This is a genomic window from Aminobacter niigataensis, from assembly GCF_946995915.1.
GTDB classification, from domain to species: Bacteria; Pseudomonadota; Alphaproteobacteria; order Rhizobiales; family Rhizobiaceae; genus Aminobacter; species Aminobacter niigataensis.
The window spans coordinates 124684-141561 of record NZ_OX341517.1; the positions used below are offsets into that span (position 1 = coordinate 124684).

19 protein-coding genes and 1 tRNA gene are annotated in these 16878 nt (G+C 64.4%); 7 read left to right on the forward strand and 13 right to left on the reverse strand.

The features are described from left to right. The first annotated feature begins 13 nt into the window (after positions 1–13). The 3 genes from O1Y97_RS00635 to O1Y97_RS00645 all read left to right on the forward strand — a co-directional run bounded on the left by O1Y97_RS00635 (position 14) and on the right by O1Y97_RS00645 (position 2364). Positions 14–988: an adenosine deaminase gene (locus tag O1Y97_RS00635; RefSeq protein ID WP_183262932.1), complete on the forward strand. Its 975-nt coding sequence runs from the start codon at positions 14–16 to the stop codon at positions 986–988. A 104-nt stretch (positions 989–1092) separates the two neighbouring features. Then, on the forward strand, positions 1093–1719 hold the full coding sequence (gene upp, locus O1Y97_RS00640) for a uracil phosphoribosyltransferase (RefSeq protein WP_055981536.1): 627 nt from the start codon (positions 1093–1095) through the stop codon (positions 1717–1719). Positions 1720–1821: 102 nt separating this feature from the next. Then, complete coding sequence (locus O1Y97_RS00645) at positions 1822–2364, forward strand: TIGR02281 family clan AA aspartic protease (RefSeq protein WP_318762745.1); 543 nt, start codon at positions 1822–1824, stop codon at positions 2362–2364. Between the two features lie 4 nt (positions 2365–2368). Here the strand turns inward: O1Y97_RS00645 and O1Y97_RS00650 are convergent, their stop codons facing one another. Further along, positions 2369–3325 (reverse strand): AraC family transcriptional regulator, encoded by a 957-nt coding sequence (locus O1Y97_RS00650; RefSeq protein WP_318762746.1) that lies wholly within the window; start codon positions 3323–3325, stop codon positions 2369–2371. A gap of 72 nt (positions 3326–3397) precedes the next feature. Between O1Y97_RS00650 and O1Y97_RS00655 the strand changes: the two genes are divergently transcribed. Beyond that, positions 3398–4612 carry an MFS transporter gene (locus O1Y97_RS00655; protein WP_318762747.1) on the forward strand — a complete coding sequence of 405 codons (1215 nt, stop codon included), beginning with the start codon at positions 3398–3400 and terminating at the stop codon, positions 4610–4612. 36 nt (positions 4613–4648) lie between these two features. Here the strand turns inward: O1Y97_RS00655 and deoA are convergent, their stop codons facing one another. The 6 genes from deoA to O1Y97_RS00685 form a co-directional block, all read right to left on the reverse strand. Beyond that, positions 4649–5968 (reverse strand): thymidine phosphorylase, encoded by a 1320-nt coding sequence (deoA, locus tag O1Y97_RS00660; protein WP_108605494.1) that lies wholly within the window; start codon positions 5966–5968, stop codon positions 4649–4651. 276 nt (positions 5969–6244) lie between these two features. Continuing rightward, a complete protein-coding gene (locus O1Y97_RS00665; RefSeq protein WP_108605496.1) occupies positions 6245–7051 on the reverse strand; it encodes a purine-nucleoside phosphorylase in 807 nt (268 codons plus the stop codon). Then, positions 7048–7440, reverse strand: a complete 393-nt coding sequence (cdd, locus tag O1Y97_RS00670; protein ID WP_108605497.1) for a cytidine deaminase — start codon at positions 7438–7440, stop codon at positions 7048–7050. Before cdd ends, O1Y97_RS00665 begins: the two co-directional genes overlap by 4 nt. Before the next feature lie 2 nt (positions 7441–7442). Continuing rightward, a complete protein-coding gene (locus O1Y97_RS00675; protein WP_108605498.1) occupies positions 7443–8414 on the reverse strand; it encodes an ABC transporter permease in 972 nt (323 codons plus the stop codon). A gap of 1 nt (position 8415) precedes the next feature. Next, on the reverse strand, positions 8416–9555 hold the full coding sequence (locus tag O1Y97_RS00680) for an ABC transporter permease (RefSeq protein ID WP_108605499.1): 1140 nt from the start codon (positions 9553–9555) through the stop codon (positions 8416–8418). After that, positions 9552–11084: an ABC transporter ATP-binding protein gene (locus tag O1Y97_RS00685; RefSeq protein ID WP_183262938.1), complete on the reverse strand. Its 1533-nt coding sequence runs from the start codon at positions 11082–11084 to the stop codon at positions 9552–9554. Before O1Y97_RS00685 ends, O1Y97_RS00680 begins: the two co-directional genes overlap by 4 nt. A 164-nt stretch (positions 11085–11248) precedes the next feature. Here O1Y97_RS00685 and O1Y97_RS00690 point away from each other — a divergent pair, with 164 nt between their 5' ends. Continuing rightward, a complete protein-coding gene (locus O1Y97_RS00690; RefSeq protein WP_108605501.1) occupies positions 11249–11458 on the forward strand; it encodes a SlyX family protein in 210 nt (69 codons plus the stop codon). Positions 11459–11479: 21 nt separating this feature from the next. Here the strand turns inward: O1Y97_RS00690 and O1Y97_RS00695 are convergent, their stop codons facing one another. The 5 genes from O1Y97_RS00695 to O1Y97_RS00715 all read right to left on the reverse strand — a co-directional run bounded on the left by O1Y97_RS00695 (position 11480) and on the right by O1Y97_RS00715 (position 14967). After that, a complete protein-coding gene (locus O1Y97_RS00695) occupies positions 11480–11851 on the reverse strand; it encodes a VOC family protein (protein WP_108605502.1) in 372 nt (123 codons plus the stop codon). 102 nt (positions 11852–11953) lie between these two features. After that, positions 11954–12943, reverse strand: coding sequence for a BMP family lipoprotein (locus O1Y97_RS00700; protein WP_108605503.1), 990 nt, complete (start codon positions 12941–12943; stop codon positions 11954–11956). Positions 12944–13137: 194 nt separating this feature from the next. Further along, a complete protein-coding gene (gene msrA, locus O1Y97_RS00705; RefSeq protein ID WP_108605504.1) occupies positions 13138–13803 on the reverse strand; it encodes a peptide-methionine (S)-S-oxide reductase MsrA in 666 nt (221 codons plus the stop codon). Positions 13804–13862: 59 nt separating this feature from the next. Beyond that, positions 13863–14183: a hypothetical protein gene (locus tag O1Y97_RS00710; protein WP_318762748.1), complete on the reverse strand. Its 321-nt coding sequence runs from the start codon at positions 14181–14183 to the stop codon at positions 13863–13865. A gap of 91 nt (positions 14184–14274) precedes the next feature. Beyond that, entirely contained in the window at positions 14275–14967 is a 693-nt protein-coding gene (locus tag O1Y97_RS00715; protein WP_318762749.1) for a hypothetical protein, read from the reverse strand. Positions 14968–15307: 340 nt separating this feature from the next. Here O1Y97_RS00715 and O1Y97_RS00720 point away from each other — a divergent pair. Together O1Y97_RS00720 and O1Y97_RS00725 are read left to right on the forward strand one after the other, a co-directional pair. Further along, a tRNA-Ser gene (locus tag O1Y97_RS00720) sits at positions 15308–15397 on the forward strand. 147 nt (positions 15398–15544) lie between these two features. Beyond that, positions 15545–15709: a hypothetical protein gene (locus tag O1Y97_RS00725; protein WP_159091509.1), complete on the forward strand. Its 165-nt coding sequence runs from the start codon at positions 15545–15547 to the stop codon at positions 15707–15709. A 59-nt stretch (positions 15710–15768) separates the two neighbouring features. On the opposite strand, the gene O1Y97_RS00730 is transcribed toward O1Y97_RS00725, so the two are convergent. Continuing rightward, complete coding sequence (locus O1Y97_RS00730; protein ID WP_245439556.1) at positions 15769–16752, reverse strand: LysR family transcriptional regulator; 984 nt, start codon at positions 16750–16752, stop codon at positions 15769–15771. Between the last annotated feature and the right edge of the window lie 126 nt (positions 16753–16878).

Sequence of the window (16878 nt, forward strand, 5' to 3'; positions counted from 1 at the left end):
CAAGGAACAACGAATGCCTTTGAAAGCCGAGCTGCACTGCCACATAGAAGGCGCGGCCGCACCCGAACTCGTCATCCGCCAGGCGCAGAAATACGGCAAGGACGTCTCGCCCTTCATCCAGAACGGCTCCTTCGTCTGGAACGACTTCACCTCCTTTCTCGCGGCTTACGACTTCGCCGCCGACCTTTTCCGCACCGAAGAGGACTATGCCAGGCTATCGGAACACTACCTGACGAGCCTCGCCCGCGACGGCGCCATCTATTCGGAAGTTTTCACCTCCCCCGACCACGCCATCAAGGCGGGGCTGTCGCCCAAGGCCTATACCGACGCGCTCGGCGAAGGCATGGAACGGGCCAAGGCCAAGACCGGCATCGAAGGCCGCATGATCGTCACCGGCGTGCGCCATGTCGGCGTCGAATCGATCGAGGCGGCCGCGCGCTTCGCGGCCAAGTGCAACCATCCGCTGGTAACCGGCTTCGGTGTTGCCGGCGACGAGCGCATGGGCGACTTCGAGGACTATGTCCGCGCCTTCGAGATCGCCCGCGAGGCCGGCCTCGGCATCACCATCCATGCCGGCGAACTGATGGGCTGGGAGAGCGTGGCCGCAGCCCTCGACCACATCCGCCCGTCGCGCATCGGCCATGGCGTGCGGGCGATCGAGAACCCCGACCTGGTCAAGCGCATTGCCGACGAGGGCGTGGTGCTCGAGATCTGCCCGGGCTCGAACATCGCGCTCAAGGTGTTCGATAGTTTCGGCGAGCATCCGTTCCGCAAGCTGCGAGAAGCCGGCTGCAAGGTGACGCTCAATTCCGACGATCCGCCCTATTTCTGGACCAACCTGAAGCGCGAATACGACCTCGCCGCCGAGCATTTCGGCATGGACGAAAAGGCGCTGATGGCGACGACACGGACGGCGATCGAGGCGGCCTTCGTCGACCGCAAGACAAAATCGGCGCTGCTGGCCCGGCTGGACGGCCATAAACGCTGAATTTCGGCCGACAAAACTGTGGTTCAAGGCTGGTGCGACATTGGTCGGCAGCGCGCCAGCCGATAGAATGGCGTCAATTTTCCGAGTTCCAGGAGCGTACACCCATGACCGTGACCGTCGTCGACCATCCGCTTGTCCAGCACAAGCTGACCATCATGCGCGACAAGGAAACCTCGACCGCCGGCTTCCGCCGCCTGCTGCGCGAGATTTCGCTGCTGCTCGGCTATGAGGTGACGCGCGACCTCGAACTGACCACCAAGATGATCGAAACGCCGATCGAGACGATGGAAGCGCCGACGCTCGAAGGCAAGAAGCTGGTGTTCGCCTCGGTGCTGCGCGCCGGCAACGGCCTGCTCGAAGGCCTGCTCGACCTGGTGCCGGCGGCGCGCGTCGCCCATGTCGGGCTCTACCGCGATCACGAGACGCTGGAAGCTGTCGAGTATTTCTTCAAGGCGCCGAGCGATCTCGGCGACCGCCTGGTGATCGTCGTCGACCCGATGCTGGCGACGGCCAATTCGGCGATCGCGGCCATCGACAAGCTGAAGGGCCGCGGCGCCACCAATTTGCGCTTCCTGTGCCTACTCGCTTCGCCCGAGGGCATCGAGCGCTTCACCAAGGCGCATCCCGACGTGCCGGTGTTCACCGCCTCGATCGACCGCGAGCTCAACGACAAGGGCTACATCATCCCCGGCCTCGGCGACGCCGGCGACCGCATGTACGGCACCAAATAGGCGCTTAACCCACGGTTTACCGCCTTTGCCATTGGGGTGGCGCCGTTAAAGGCGCGATCACCATCCACGGCCTAGGGTGACGCCTGAATTCGAGGCGTCACCATGCTGCGTAAGATCATCATATTCGGCCTTTGCGCCAGCGCGTCGGCGTCGTTGCCGTCGCTCTACGAAAAGCACGGCGATACGCTGAAGACGCTGCTGGGAACGAGTGCGGCGGGCAACGTCCCTGCGCCGCAGCCGATAGCCGTCAGCGCGGCGACCGCATCGACGGCGGGCCGGCGCGTCACGATCGACGCCGACATGCGTGGGCATTTCACCGCAAGCTTCAAGCTCAACGGCCGCACTGTGGAGGCCATGGTCGACACAGGTGCGACGCTGGTCGCCATCAACCTTTCGACGGCGCGGCGCGCCGGCGTGAAGGTCGCGGCCGGCGACTTCACCCGGGAAGTGAACACCGCCAACGGCGTTGCCAAGGCCGCCGTGGCGCGCATCGAGCGGCTGCAGATCGGGCGGATCAGCGTCGACGACGTTCCGGTGGTGGTGCTCGAGGACAAGGCGCTCGAAGGCACGCTGATCGGCATGAGCTTCCTGTCGCGGCTGAAGAAGTACCAGGTCGAGGACGGCTCCCTGCTGCTGGTGCAGTAGGACGCTAGGCGCCGGACGCCTGGCCCGATGTCCTGAAGTGGCCGGGCGGCTGGCCGATGACACGCTTGAAGGCACGACTGAACGCCGCCTCCGAATCGTAGCCCAGCCGTGAGGCGACGACCGAAGTCCTGAGGCGGTCGCGGACCAGCCACTGCCTGGCCTGATGCATCCTGACCTGGGTGACGTAGCGCGCCGGCGTTTCGCCGACGATGGCGGCAAAGCGGTCGGCGAAGCCCGAGCGTGAAGCGCCCATGATCCGGGCCAGCGCCTCGACCGTCCAGTTGCGGGTCGGTTCGAGATGGATGGCAGCGAGCACCCTTCCGACCTTGGGGTCCCGGACTGCCGCTATCCAGCCGCTCGAATCGCCGCAGCCGCGCTCGACCCACGAGCGGATGATGATGGCAGCCAGCACGTCGGCAAGCCGTGCGACGATACCGGCGGAACCGACGCGCTCGAGCCGGACCTCACGCGCCATGGCCTCCAGCAGGTCCGTGATGCCGGGATCGTGGGCCACGAGTTCGGTGGTGCGCATGACATCGGGCATCATGCCGAGCAGCGGATGGAGGCCGTCGAGGTTGAAATGCATGCTGCCGCAGAAGAGGAGCGTGCCCGGCATGCAGCCTTGTGTCGACAGGCAAAAGACGTCCTTGCAGACCTCCCGGATCTCGTAGCCGTTGACCGGCGAGGATCTGGCGCCAGGTTCGCTCGCCAGGGCATGGGTGGCGCCCCGCGGCAAAAGTACAGCATCGCCGCATTTAAGTTCGACCCATTCGCCCGACGGCTGGCGCAGCCAGCAAGCCTTCTGGCCGACGAAATAGAACCGCGCCGTGGCCTGGGCCGGGAATTCGATATTCCACGGCTCCTTCAGTTCCCAGCGGCCGTACTCGACACCTTCGAGACGAAGGCCGCGCAGGATGTCGGTCAGAGGATCGCCGGAAAATTTGGACGAATGATCATTCATGCTGGCGTTTCTATCATGGAAACGCCAAATCGTCAGCCCCATGTTGCACCGCATCACAATCGGAGACCCACCATGAACGATATCGCGGCCGCAACACTGGACGGTATCCCACTCCAGCAATCGAGACCCGCGGAGCGTGCGGAACCCATGTGGGGCGCTGTGGTTTCGCTGTCGCTCGGGGTGTTCGGCCTTGTCACGGCCGAGTTTCTTCCGGCAAGCCTGCTGACGCCGCTGGCCCAGGATCTGGGCATCAGCGAAGGAACAGCGGGGCAAGCGGTGACCGCAACAGCAATCGTCGGCGCCATTGCAGCACCGACCATGGCCATTGCGACAAAACGGATCGACCGGCGGCACGTGATGATCGGCCTGTCGGTGCTTCTGGTCGTCTCGAGCCTGCTTGCAGCCACTGCCTGGTCGCTGCCGTCGCTGCTGTTCGCTCGCGTGCTGCTCGGGATCGCGCTTGGCGGGTTCTGGTCGATGTCGGCGGCAATTGCGATGCGGCTGGTGCCCAGCGATGTGCTGCCGCGCGCCATGTCGATCATCCTGACCGGCGTGTCGGTCGCGACTGTCTGCGCCGCACCCGTGGGCGCCTATGTCGGCGATGTCTGGGGCTGGCGCAGCGCCTTCGTCATCGCGGCAGGCGTCGGCGTGGTCACGCTGATCGTGCAATTCGCCACGCTGCCGAAGCTGCCGCCCATCGGCATTGCGAGCTTCGGCGCCTTGCTCGACGTGAGCAAGAACCCGATGATCCGGGTCGGCCTGCTCCTGGTGATCCTGACCGCGTCGGGCCACTTCGCCGGCTTCACCTATTTCCGAGCCTTCCTCGAACAGGTGCCGGCGCTCGGCATCGAGACCATCTCGCTCGTGCTGCTGGCGTTCGGCATCGGCGGCTTCTTCGGCAATCTTGGCGGCGGGTTCCTTGCCGAGCGCAGCCTGAAGTCGGCAGTGACGCTGGCTCCCCTGCTCATCTCGATTGCCGCACTCGCGCTCCTGCTCGCGGGCGTGTCGCCGACTATCTCGACCATCGCCATCGCTGCCTGGGGCTTTGCCTTCGGGGCCGTGCCGGTGGGCGTGCAGACGTGGATGGTACGTGCCGCGCCCGACCAGGCTGAAAGCGCCGGCGGCCTGATGGTGGCGACGTTCCAGGTGGCGATCGCGCTGGGCGCTGTCTTCGGCGGCCTGCTCGTGGACAACATCGGCGTCAACAGCGCCTTCATCTACAGCGTCGCAGCCACACTTCTGGCCGCACTGGCCGTCGCCTGCTTCGGCCGCAAGCACGCACGCTGATCATGTTGGACGTGCCTTTGGCGCTGCGTGGCAAACTTAGCTGCGCGGCGCGATGCGCCTGGCGATGACCTTGGCGGCAGCGGGCTTTGCCTCGCCAAGACCGTAGGCGGCGCGCACGGCGGCTGCGGCGGCCTCGGCATCGGAAGCACTGCGGGCATGGACGAGTGCCAGGGGGTCGCCCTTCTTGACCTCCGCACCCACCGGCAGCAGCCGCGTGATGCCGACGGCATGGTCGACCTTGTCCTGCGGCCGGGTGCGCCCGCCACCGAGGGCAACCACGGCGAGGCCGATGTCGCGGGTGGCGATGGCAGTCACGAAGCCGTTGAGCGGGGCCGTCACGGCGAGTTCTACATCTGCTTTGGGCAGGTACTTGGGCGGGTTCGCCACGAAATCGGCCGGCCCACCCAGAATTGAGACCATGCGGCCGAAGATGTCGGCGGCGGTGCCATCCTCCAGGGCCGTGCGCGCCCGCGCCAACCCCTCGCGCTGAGAGGTGGCCCTGTCGGCGGAAAGCAGCATCTCGGCGGCGAGCGCCAGCGTGACCTGTTCGAGGCGAGGATCGCGGAAGCGGCCGGTGAGAAAATCGACGGCGTTCTGGACCTCGACGGCATTGCCGGCGGCGGAGGCCAGCGGCTCGCTCATGCCGGTGATCAGCGCCGTGGTCCTGAGGCCCGCACCGTTGGCAACCTCGACGAGGCTGGTGGCGAGTGCCGAGGCGTCGCGCGTCTTTTCCATGAAGGCGCCGTTGCCGATCTTGACGTCGAGCACCAGCGAGCCGAGGCCGGCGGCCAGTTTCTTGGACAGGATAGAGGCAGTGATGAGCGGCACGGATTCGACCGTCGCGGTGACGTCGCGGACGCCGTAGAAACGCTTGTCGGCGGGGGCGAGGTCGGCAGTCTGGCCGATGATGGCGCAGCCGGCCTCGCGCACTGTGCGCCTGAACAGGGCAAGGTCGGGCTGGCTGGCATAGCCCGGGATCGAGTCCATCTTGTCGAGCGTGCCGCCGGTATGGCCGAGGCCGCGGCCGGAGATCATCGGCACATAGGCGCCACAGGCGGCGACGATGGGGGCGAGCATCAAGGAGACGTTGTCGCCGACGCCGCCGGTGGAATGCTTGTCGGTGACGGGACCAGGCAGGTCTGACCAGTCGAGCACGTCGCCGGAATCGCGCATGGCGGTGGTGAGCGCCACGGCCTCGTCGCGGCTCATGCCGTTGAAGAAGACAGCCATGCCGAAGGCCGCGATCTGGCCTTCGGAGACTGTGCCCGAGGTGACGCCGGCGACGAAGGCTTTGATCTCGTCGGCGCCCAGCGGCTTGCCGTCACGTTTGCGGCGTATGATTTCCTGCGGGAGCATCAGAGGGCGCTCGCGGTCGGCAAAGGTTGGCGCTCCATGTTGCCCCCCTCTGGCCTGCCGGCCATCTCCCCCTCAAGGGGGGAGATCAGGCCTTAGCAGACGCCTCGCCCAATCGTCAGCGGCAGAATGGAATCTCCTTGTCGGCCAAAGCGCCCCAAGTTGCAGGAATTGGCGCGGCGTTGACGAGACTGATCTCCCCCCTTGAGGGGGAGATGGCCGGCAGGCCAGAGGGGGGCGTGAAGGAACGCAGCGTTCCTCGCCGGCGCCACCCAACGCTTACTCATCAAACGAGCCTTTCTCGAAGGCCTTGCGCAGCACGGTGGCGAGGCGGGCGCCGCCGATGGGCGCCATGTCCTTGGTCTCGCGATGCGACAGCTCGGCGCCGGTCATGCCGGCGGCAAGGTTGGTGATGACCGAGCAGGCGACGACACGAAGGCCGAGGAAGCGGGCGATGATCGCTTCCGGCACGGTAGACATGCCAACTGCATTGGCGCCGAACATGCGGGCCATGCGGATCTCGGCAGGCGTCTCGAAGGACGGGCCGGAGAACCACATGTAGACGCCCTTGTGCAGTTCGATCGCGGCGGCATCGGCGGCGGCCTCGAAGGCCTTGCGCAGGCGGCCGTCATAGGCCTCGGTCAGGCCGACGAAGCGGCGGTCGGTGGGCTCGCCGAACAGCGGGTTGGTGCCGGCGAAATTGATGTGGTCCTCGATCAGCATGATCGAACCGGGCAGCATTTCGGGATCGACAGAGCCCGCCGCATTGGTCAGTACCAGCTTGGTGACGCCGATACCGGCGAGAGTCTCGAGCGCCGGACGCATCACCGAGGCGTCACCATGCTCGTAATAATGGGCACGGCCGGCCATCATGACCACAGGCCGGCCACCAAACAGCCCGGCGACCAATTCGCCGGCATGGCCGGTGACGCCGCTCCTGGGGAAACCGGGCAAGGCGGCGTAAGGAATGCGAACGGCGTTTTCGACCTCATCGACGAGACCGCCGAGGCCGGAGCCCAGCACCATGGCGGTTGCCGGGGCGAGACCGTCGAGCTGCTCGACAAGGCGATCGACGGCTTCCTTCATTTGAGCATCTCGCCTTCGAAGCCATAAGGCAGCATCTGACCCATGGTCACGGTTTCGACGATGCCGGCATCGTCGCAGAGATAGAGCTTGGTGTCGGGGCTGGTGAATTCGGCGAGGCGTTGGCGGCAGCCGCCGCACGGGGTGATGCGGGCCATGCGCTCGGCAACGACGGCGATCTCGGTGATCTTGCCGCCGCCGGCCATGATGTAGTGGCCAAGTGCCGTGGTCTCGGCGCACCAGCCCTCGGGATAGGAGGCGACCTCGATATTGGCGCCGGCAAATACTTGGCCGTCTTCGGTGCGCAGTGCCGCGCCAACCGGGAATTTCGAATAGGGCGCGTAGGCCTTGGCCATGGCGGTGCGGGCCGCCTGGAACAGGTCGTGCGACAAGATCAGCGCTCCTTCACATAAGGCACGCCGCCGGCGCGGGGCGGGATGGCCTTGCCGATGAAACCGGCGAGCAGGATGACGGTGAGGATATAGGGCAGCGCCTGCATCAGCTGCACCGGCACCTTGCCGATGACCGGCAGCGGCGAGCCCTGCAGGCGGATCGACAGCGCGTCGAGAAAGCCGAACAGCAGGCAGGCGAACATCGCCGGCACCGGTTTCCACTTGGCGAAGATCAGGGCGGCGAGCGCGATGTAGCCGCGACCGGCGGTCATGTCCTTGACGAAGCCGGCGTTCTGGGCGAGCGCCATGTAGGAACCGGCAAGACCGGTGAGGATGCCGGTGCAGATGACCGCACGATAGCGCAGCCAGGCGACAGAAATGCCCGCCGTGTCGACAGCTGCCGGATTTTCGCCGACGGCGCGCAGGCGCAAGCCGAAGCGCGTGCGGAACAGCACCCACCAGGTGAACGGCACCGCCAGGAAGGCGACGTAGGTCAGCAGCGAATGGCCCGACAGCAGGCCGGAATAGAGCTGGCCGATGATCGGCACATCGCGCAGGGCATCGGCACCCGGCAGGTGGATGGCGCCGAAGCGACCTTCGGGCGGCAGTGAGGGCGTGCGGCCGCCCTGCTGGAACCAGGCCTGTCCGAGGATGATCGTCGAGCCGGCGGCGATGAAATTGATGGCAACGCCCGAGACGATCTGGTTGCCCCGGTGGGTGATCGAGGCAAAGCCGTGGATCAGCGCCATGCCGACCGAGACCAGCACGGCGACGAGCAGGCCGATCCATGCCGAGGCAAAGACGGCAGCGGCAGCAGCACCGGCAAAGGCGCCGGCCAGCATCTTGCCCTCGAGGCCGATGTCGAAGACGCCGGCGCGTTCGGAATAGAGGCCGGCCAGGCAGGCGAGCAGCAACGGCACCGAAACGCGGATCGTCGAGTTCAGGATGTTGATGAGCGTGTCGACGAATTCCATTTCAGGCACGCTCCCCTTTGGCCGCGATGCCGACCGATCGTGGACTGAAGCTCGCGAAGATGCCCTGGATCGTCGGGCGGAACATGTTTTCCAGCGCACCGGCAAACAGGATGACCAAGCCCTGGATGATGACGATCATGTCGCGGCTGATGTTCGGCATCTCGAAGGCGAGTTCGGCACCGCCCTGATAGAGCATGCCGAACAGGATCGCCGCCGGCACGATGCCGACCGGATGCGAGCGGCCCATCAGCGCAACCGCGATACCGACGAAACCGGCCCCGCCGGCGAAGTCGAGCGGAACGTTGTGCTGGTCGCCCATGATCGGGTTGAGCGCCATCATGCCGGCCAGGGCGCCGGAGATCAGCATGGTGACGATGATGATGCGCGTTTCCGAAATGCCGGCGTAGCGCGCGGCTTTCGAGCTGAAGCCGTAAGTACGGATCTCGTAGCCGAGCTTGGTGCGCCAGATCAGCACCCAGACCAGGAAGGCCATGGCCAGCGCCAGCAGGAACGAGATGTTGAGCGGCGCCGATGGCCTGACCTTGAGGCCGAACTCGGCCAGCAGCCAGCCGAGCTTGGGCAGTTGCCCGCCTTCGAGGAATTGGCGCGTTTGCGGCGCCATCGACCCGGCGGGCTTCAACACGTTGACCAGCATGTAGACCATCACGGAGGCGGCGATGAAGTTGAACATGATGGTGGTGATGACGATGTGCGAGCCGCGCTTGGCCTGGAGATAGGCCGGGATCAGCGCCCAGAGCGCGCCGAAGAGCGCCGAGGCGATGATCGCCATCGGGAAGACGACCCACCATGGCAGCGTGCTGTCGAAGGCCAGGACAACGATGGCGATGCCGAGGCCGGCGATATAGGCTTGGCCCTCGCCGCCGATGTTGAACAGGCCGCAATGGAAGGCAACCGCCACCGCGAGGCCGGTGAAGATGAAGTTGGTGGCGTAGTAGAGCGTGTAGGCAATGCCCTGGCCGCTGCCGAAGGCACCCTCGACGAGGATGACGGCGGCACGCAGCGGGTTTTCGCCGACGAGCAGCACCACAAGGCCGGCCACCGCAAAGGCAACAAGCAGGTTGATGAGGGGGATGAGGCCGTAGTCGGCCCATGCCGGCAGTTTTGCGTAAGGCGTGCTCATTCGGCGGCTTCCTTGTGCTCGACGCCGGCCATCAGCAGACCAAGCTCGCCTTCGCTGGTTTCGGGTCCGCGCTCGCCGACGACGCGGCCGGCAAACATCACCAGGATGCGGTCAGACAGCGAGCGGATCTCGTCGAGTTCGACGGAGATCAACAGCACCGCCTTGCCCTGGTCGCGCATGGCGATCAGCCGCTTGTGTATGAATTCGATGGCGCCGACATCGACGCCGCGGGTTGGCTGGCCGACGATCAGGACGCCGGGGTCCTGCTCGATCTCGCGGGCGAGCACGATCTTCTGCTGGTTGCCGCCGGAGAAATTGGCGGTCTTGAGCCGGGGATTGGCCGGGCGGATGTCGTATTTCTCGATCTTGTCCTGCGCGTCCTTCTGGATCGCCTCGAGATTGAGGAACGGGCCCTTCAGATATTGCGGCTTGTCGTGATAGCCGAGGATCGAGTTCTCGCTTTCGTCGAAGGCGAGTACCAGGCCGACGTGATGCCGGTCCTCCGGCACATGGGCCAGGCCACGGTCGCGCAGTTCGCCCGGGTCGGCCTGGCCGGTCAGGTCGATCGGTGTGCCATCGAGCATGACCGTACCGGACACCGCCTTGCGGATGCCGGAAACGGCTTCCATCAGTTCTGACTGGCCGTTGCCGGCAACACCAGCAATGCCGACGATCTCGCCGGCGCGAATGTCGAAGGAGACGTCGTCGACCATGGTGACGCCGCGCGAGTCCTTGACCGTCAGGTTCTTGACCGCAAGCTTGACCGCGCCGGGCTTTGCCTCGCCCTTTTCGACGCGCAGCAGGACGCGGCGGCCGACCATCAGCTCGGCCAGCTCCTCGACCGTGGTCTCGCTGGTCTTGCGTGTCGCCACCATCGTGCCCTGGCGCATGACCGAGACATTATCGGTGATGGCCATGATCTCGCGCAGCTTGTGCGTGATTAGCACCACCGTCTTGCCCTGCTCCTTGAGCTGCTCGAGGATGCGGAACAGGTGGTCGGCCTCGGCCGGGGTCAGCACGCCCGTCGGCTCGTCGAGGATCAGTATCTCGGCGCCGCGATAAAGCGCCTTGAGGATTTCGACGCGTTGCTGGAGCCCGACCGGCAGTTCTTCGATGAGCGCGTCGGGATCGACCTCGAGGCCGTATTCCTTCTCCAGGCGGCGCAGTTCCGAGCGCGCCTTGGCGATCGACTTCGTCAGCAGGGCCTCGCCCTCGGCGCCAAGGATGACGTTCTCCAGCACCGAGAAGTTCTCGACCAGCATGAAGTGCTGGTGGACCATGCCGATGCCGGCGGCGATGGCGTCGTTCGGTGTCTTGATCGCCGTCGGCTTGCCGTTGACACGGATTTCGCCGCTGTCGGCCTGGTAGAAACCGTACAGGATCGACATCAGCGTCGACTTGCCGGCTCCGTTCTCGCCGATGATGCCGTGGATGGTGCCGCGCGGAATTTCGAGCGCGATGTCGCGGTTGGCGCGCACGGCGCCGAAACTCTTGTTGATGCCGATCAGCTCGATCGCATTTTCAGCCATTCGACCGTCCCACCTCAGGTTCTTATGTTCTTGTTATGGCTTGTCCGAAGAGCTAGCACGGTCGCCCTGCCCTGCCAATCGGCTCGGCTCCCGTACTCGACAAACCGGGCGCGGATGCCCACTTTCGACTGGTCCCGACCATTGCGGACCGAGGAGCATTGACCATGACCACGCCACAGGATCGGCTGACGACGCTGGAAATCCGCAATGCCGAACAGGAGCACGTGATCGAGGAGCTTTCGGGCCAGGTCGCGGAGCAGTGGAAGGTGATCGACCGCCTGCAGAAGAAGCTCGACGCGCTGGCCGACCGCTTCCTCGTCCTCGAGGAGCAGACCCTGCCCGACACGCCGGTGACGAAACCTCCGCACTGGTAGAACCGCACGCTGCCAAGGCTTTCAGGTCAGGCCGGCCGCATCAGACGGTTGCCACAGCTCGATCGGGTTGCCCTCGGGATCGTGGATGCGGCAGAAGCGCCCGACCTCGGAATCCCATTCGGCACGCGTCTCGACTGCTATTCCCGCCGCCGTGAGGTCGGCCATCATGCCATCGAGATCGTCGACGCGCAGGTTGATCAGCCATTGCTGTTCGGCGCGCCCGAAATAGTCGGTGTCGTGGCTGAAGGGTGCAAACACGGTCGGACCCGCCTGCTGCTTCCAGACTTCCTTGGCGATGTCGAGGATGCCGAGATGCTTCTCGTACCAGGCAGCGAGCGACTGGGGCTCTCTGGCGCGAAAGAAGAAACCGCCTATGCCGGTGACCTTGGCCATCACATCCTCCCGCCGGTGGCGAGCTCCGTGAAATTCTCCTGCCTGAACGAAACGAACCACCAGGCACATGCCCGGTGGTTCGCATTTCCGGTCTTCAGCCGATCAATAGGGGCACTTGTCGTCCGAGGTGTAGTCGTGGACCTGGACGGTACCGGCGATGATGTCGGCCTTGGCCTTTTCGACCGCAGCCTTCATCTCGTCGGTGACGAGCGCCTTGTTGTTGTCGTCCATGGCGTAGTCGACGCCGCCTTCCTTGAGGCCGAGATTGTTGATGCCGCCTTCGAACTTGTCGTTCTTGGCATCCATGAAGGCGTTGTAGACGGCAACGTCGACGCGCTTGAGCATCGAGGTCAGCACCTTGCCGGGCTGCAGGCCATTCTGGTTGGAATCGACGCCGATGCCGAGCTTGCCGGCATCTGCCGCAGCCTGGAGCACGCCGACGCCAGTGCCGCCGGCAGCGGCGTAAACCACGTCGGCGCCCTGCGAGATCTGCGTCTTGGTGATTTCACCGCCCTTGGTCGGGTCGTTCCATGCAGCCGGCGTGTCGCCGGTCATGTTCTGGATGACTTCGGTGGCACCGGCAGCCTTGGCACCGCCAACGTAGCCGCAGCCGAACTTGCGGATCAGCGGAACGTCCATGCCGCCGACGAAGCCGACCTTCTTGGTGGTGGAGGCGAGCGCCGCCATCACGCCGACGAGGTAGGAACCTTCATGTTCCTTGAAGACGATCGACTTCACGTTGGGCTTTTCGACGACCATGTCGATGATGGCGAACTTGAGGTCCGGATAGTCGGTCGCCACCTTGTCGAGCGCCTCGGACCAGGCGAAGCCGGCCATGACGATCGGGTTGCGGCCGTCCTCGGCAAAGCGGCGCAACGCCTGGTCGCGCTGCGAGGCATTGGAGACTTCGAACTCGACATAGGAGATGCCGGTCTCGGCCTTGAACTTTTCCGCGCCGTTGAAGGACGCTTCGTTGAACGACTTGTCGAACTTGCCGCCGAGATCGTAGAGCAGTGCCGGCTGGACATCAGCGGCAAACGCCGGAAGACACATGGCGGTGGCCGCCAGAAGGCCGAGAACGATACGTTTCATGTGATCCACACCCTGTCGGTTGTCTTTTTGCGATCGCCGCACGCACCGTTCCTCCGGTTGCCGCACAGCACATGGCGAGGGCCCTATCCCCCCACGCATAGCCATTTCTTGCACGGGCCAAGACAAAATTCACGCGGAATCTTGACCTTTTGGAAAAATGCACAGGCGTCGCAAATGGTGTGTGAAACGAATGCCTAAATGGCGGCCCGCTGAGGGATCGCGCAAGCAACGCCGGTGCCCTTCAGGCCGCAATAGCCATAGGGATTCTTGGCCAGATACTGCTGGTGATCCTCTTCGGCGAAATAGAACTCCGGCGCGGCTGCGATCTCGGTGGTGATCTTGTCGCGCCCCGCCCCCTTGAGCGCCGCCTGATAGGCATCGCGCGAGGCGATCGCCTCCGCCTGCTGCGCGTCGGAGAAGGTGTAGATCGCCGAGCGGTAGGTGGTGCCGACATCGTTGCCCTGGCGCATGCCCTGCGTCGGGTCGTGGCTCTCCCAGAAGATCTTCAGCAGATCGGCGTAGGCGACCTCCTTGGGGTCGAAGACGACAAGCACGACCTCGGCATGGCCGGTGAGGCCGGTGCAGGTTTCCTGGTAGGTCGGATTGGGGGTAAGCCCGCCGGCATAGCCGACAGCCGTCACCCAGACGCCTGGCGTCTGCCAGAACAGCCGCTCGGCGCCCCAGAAGCAGCCGAGGCCGAACAGCGCCTGCTCGAACCCCTCGGGGTAAGGCCCCTTGAGCGGGCGCTTGGAGACATGATGCTTGTTGGCGGTCGGAAGCGGTCGCTCGCGGCCGGGCAGCGCCTCGCCTGGCACCGGCAGCTTGAGCTTCTTGTTCAGCATGTCGCTCAGGAAAAACATCGGGAGTCTGCCTTTCTCATAGAGCCGAAACCCTGTCGCGCCGCGGCAGCGGCCGGCGGTCAGACTTCGGCAGTGAAGCGGCCCGGGCGCCGCCTGTGGCCTATCGCGTAGAACAGGAAAGCCAGGACGGCGAAGACCGCGAAGCCGGGAAGATTGAGCACCGGCACGATGGCCGCATCCCACAATGCGGGGCCCGTCTTTTCGCGGACGAAAGCCTCGGTCGCGGCAAGCGTGCTCGGCGAGGCCGTCTGCCAGCTGGTGTCGAGCGGGGTCATCACCAGCCGCGACACGGCCACCGTGCGGGTGGCGTCGAGCACTGCCATGATGACGGCCACCGAAAGCGCGATCGCTGCGGCAAGTCGGAACACGAAGCGGATCATGCGAGGCCCTAGGATACCGGTTTCGACAGCAGAAATAGGGTGTGCGGCGCCCGGGCGCAATCTCGGACACGCCGAATTGACAGGCAAATGGCTAGGCGGCGACCTTGGGCCTGCGGCGATGGATGCGCCAGACGGCGAAGATGCCACCTGATATGGCACCGACCAACCCGCCGACCAGGCCGACCAGCACCACGAAGTAGCCGCAAGCGCCCTCGAAACAGCTCATGTCGGTGACCTCGGAAATGCCGGTGCCGGCCGCAAGCCCGGCCACGGCACCGACCGCCCCGCCGACGATGACGCCGATAAGACCAGCGAAAAGCGAAACCAGCAGGCCGGGACGGGCGCGTTCGTCATTCCCTACCAAGGCACGCGGTTGATCCTGTCGGCTGACCAGCCAGATCATAACAAGGCCTATCGCGATCTCGCCGCCGTCCCAGGCGAGACCGACAAGGCCAAAGGCGAAGTCGGGCATGACAAGGACATAGATCTGCTTGGCCACCAGGAAGGCGATGATCGTCCATTGCCAGATGGTGAAGTTGCGCGGGAAGCGAACATCGCGATTGTAGGCAAGGACAAGCAGATAAATCCCCCAGGCGATGGTCACCGCGCTGAAGCCGACCGAGGCATAAATCAGGTACAACACCGCCGCCGGCATCGAGAAATCCAGCATGATGCCGATGCTGGCGTCGATGCCGCGTGCGCTGAGCGCCATGACAAGGCAAAGCCATGCCACCGGCAGCCAGCGCCAGATGTCCCAGCCGGACGGTTCGTTCTCGGACGGCATCGAATCTCCCCTGCCCCGCACTTTGTGACAGAGCGCCAGCCACTTGCAAGAAGGCCGATCACGGCCCTGGACCATCGCCCTGCGGTCGCGGCCCGCCCAGTTCGTGGTGCTGCGCGCGACCCCGATCATTTTGCCTGATAACATTTGCCACGTCAGCGCTTGGCAAGTGGCGCAGGATCGACTAGATGAGCCCCGCAGTCGGATGCTCAATGTGTTCGGTGGCAGGCGATGGGTGCCCGCAGGTTGGCTGCACCGAATGACGGCTCAACGAGCCGACGCCAAGGAGATGCGTGCACTCCCAACCGGCCCGGCATAACCAGCCGGCGCCAAGCGCGCATGCGGAGAGGTGGCCGAGTGGTTGAAGGCGCACGCCTGGAAAGTGTGTTTACGGGAGACCGTAACGCGGGTTCGAATCCCGCTCTCTCCGCCAGCCCCTAAATAACTGTAATCATTTCTCTTTTATGCTTCCGAGCACTCGCCTAGAGCCGCTGGGACGTAGGCTGTTGCGACTTCAGGCCTGCAAGGGCCCCGGAGCGGCTCCTGTTTTCCCTCGAGGATGGCGGCGACGTCGGGATCGTTGACCCGCATCACCCGGCTGTCCGGCATTGTGATTTTCCGCAAGGCCCAGCAGCTCGGCGCGGAGGCAGGCTTGGCGGGCGACCGTGCGAGCGTGCTGCTGGCTGACGATTTCCAGGTTGGCGCGCGTCATGTCTCGCAAGGCTCGATCGAACACGCGCACTGATCCGAGTGGGGCATGTCGATGCTGCGGGGCTGGGCAGGCGCAGGCCCTCACTCAACAGCTTAGCGCCAAGGAGACATGCCCGGCAGATCCTTAGTCGAAATCAGCGCGCGGCAAATGTCTACGAAGCTCTCTGCAGCACGTGTCATGCGCAACCCCTTCAGGCTTGCAATGCCGAGAACCATAAGGGGATAATCGCCCTGCAGCCGTACATAAGACAAGCCTTTGCCAGTGAGGGCAACCATACTGATTGGCCTCGCTGTCGTCAGTGAATAGCCAAAGCCAGAACCTACGAAACTACGAACTGTCTCGGGATACTCAAACTTTGCCGCGATGTACGGAGTGAGGCCCTCCATCATGAAAAGCGAGAGAAAATACTCCTTGCTTAGCGGCATATCCAGCTGAATGAACGGCTTTGCGGCGACTTCGAACAGCGAGATCGATTCTCTCTGCGCAAGCGGATCGTCCGAAGCCAATAGAACGTAGATCGGCAGCTCTGCCAGCGGCTCGAAGGCGATGTCGTCGGTGAGATGTATGGCATAGGTGAGTGCCAAATCGATCTCTGCCCGACGCAGCTTCGCCATCAATGTGGCTTCGTCCTCCTCGCAGACCTGCAGTCTGACTGCCGGGCTTTGAAGCATGAACCTCTTGCAGAGCTCAGGAATGAGCATCGGCGAGAGAGTGCGAAACCAGCCAACATTCAGGGGTCCAGAAGCAGACTGGGTGACTTCGTCGGCAATGCCATGAATATTCTCGGCCTGCTGCAGCAGTGCCTTGGCGGCATGCAAAAAGCGTTGACCTGCCGGCGTCAGGGACAATCCCTGCGCATGATGGCGGACGAAGAGTTGGAGGCCAAACTCGGCTTCGAGCTGAGAGATGGCAGCCGAAATAGCTGGCTGGGAAATGTTGATGCGTTCCGAGGCCAGAGTAACTCCACCCACCTCGCCCGCAGCCACGAAGTAGGCGAGCTGCCGCAACGTAAACCGCATCGAAAAGGTACGTAAATCGAGATCGTTCACAAGGCCCTGAGCTAGGTTGGTATTCAAGCTAGGTATTCCTCGCGGCGCCGGTTGGACGATTGCGTAAGAAACCATCGCGGACGATGGCGGCTGCAAATTTTACTGTCAAGGCGTCGGCGCCCTTACAGACCGCCGGGCACCCATTGGACGGCG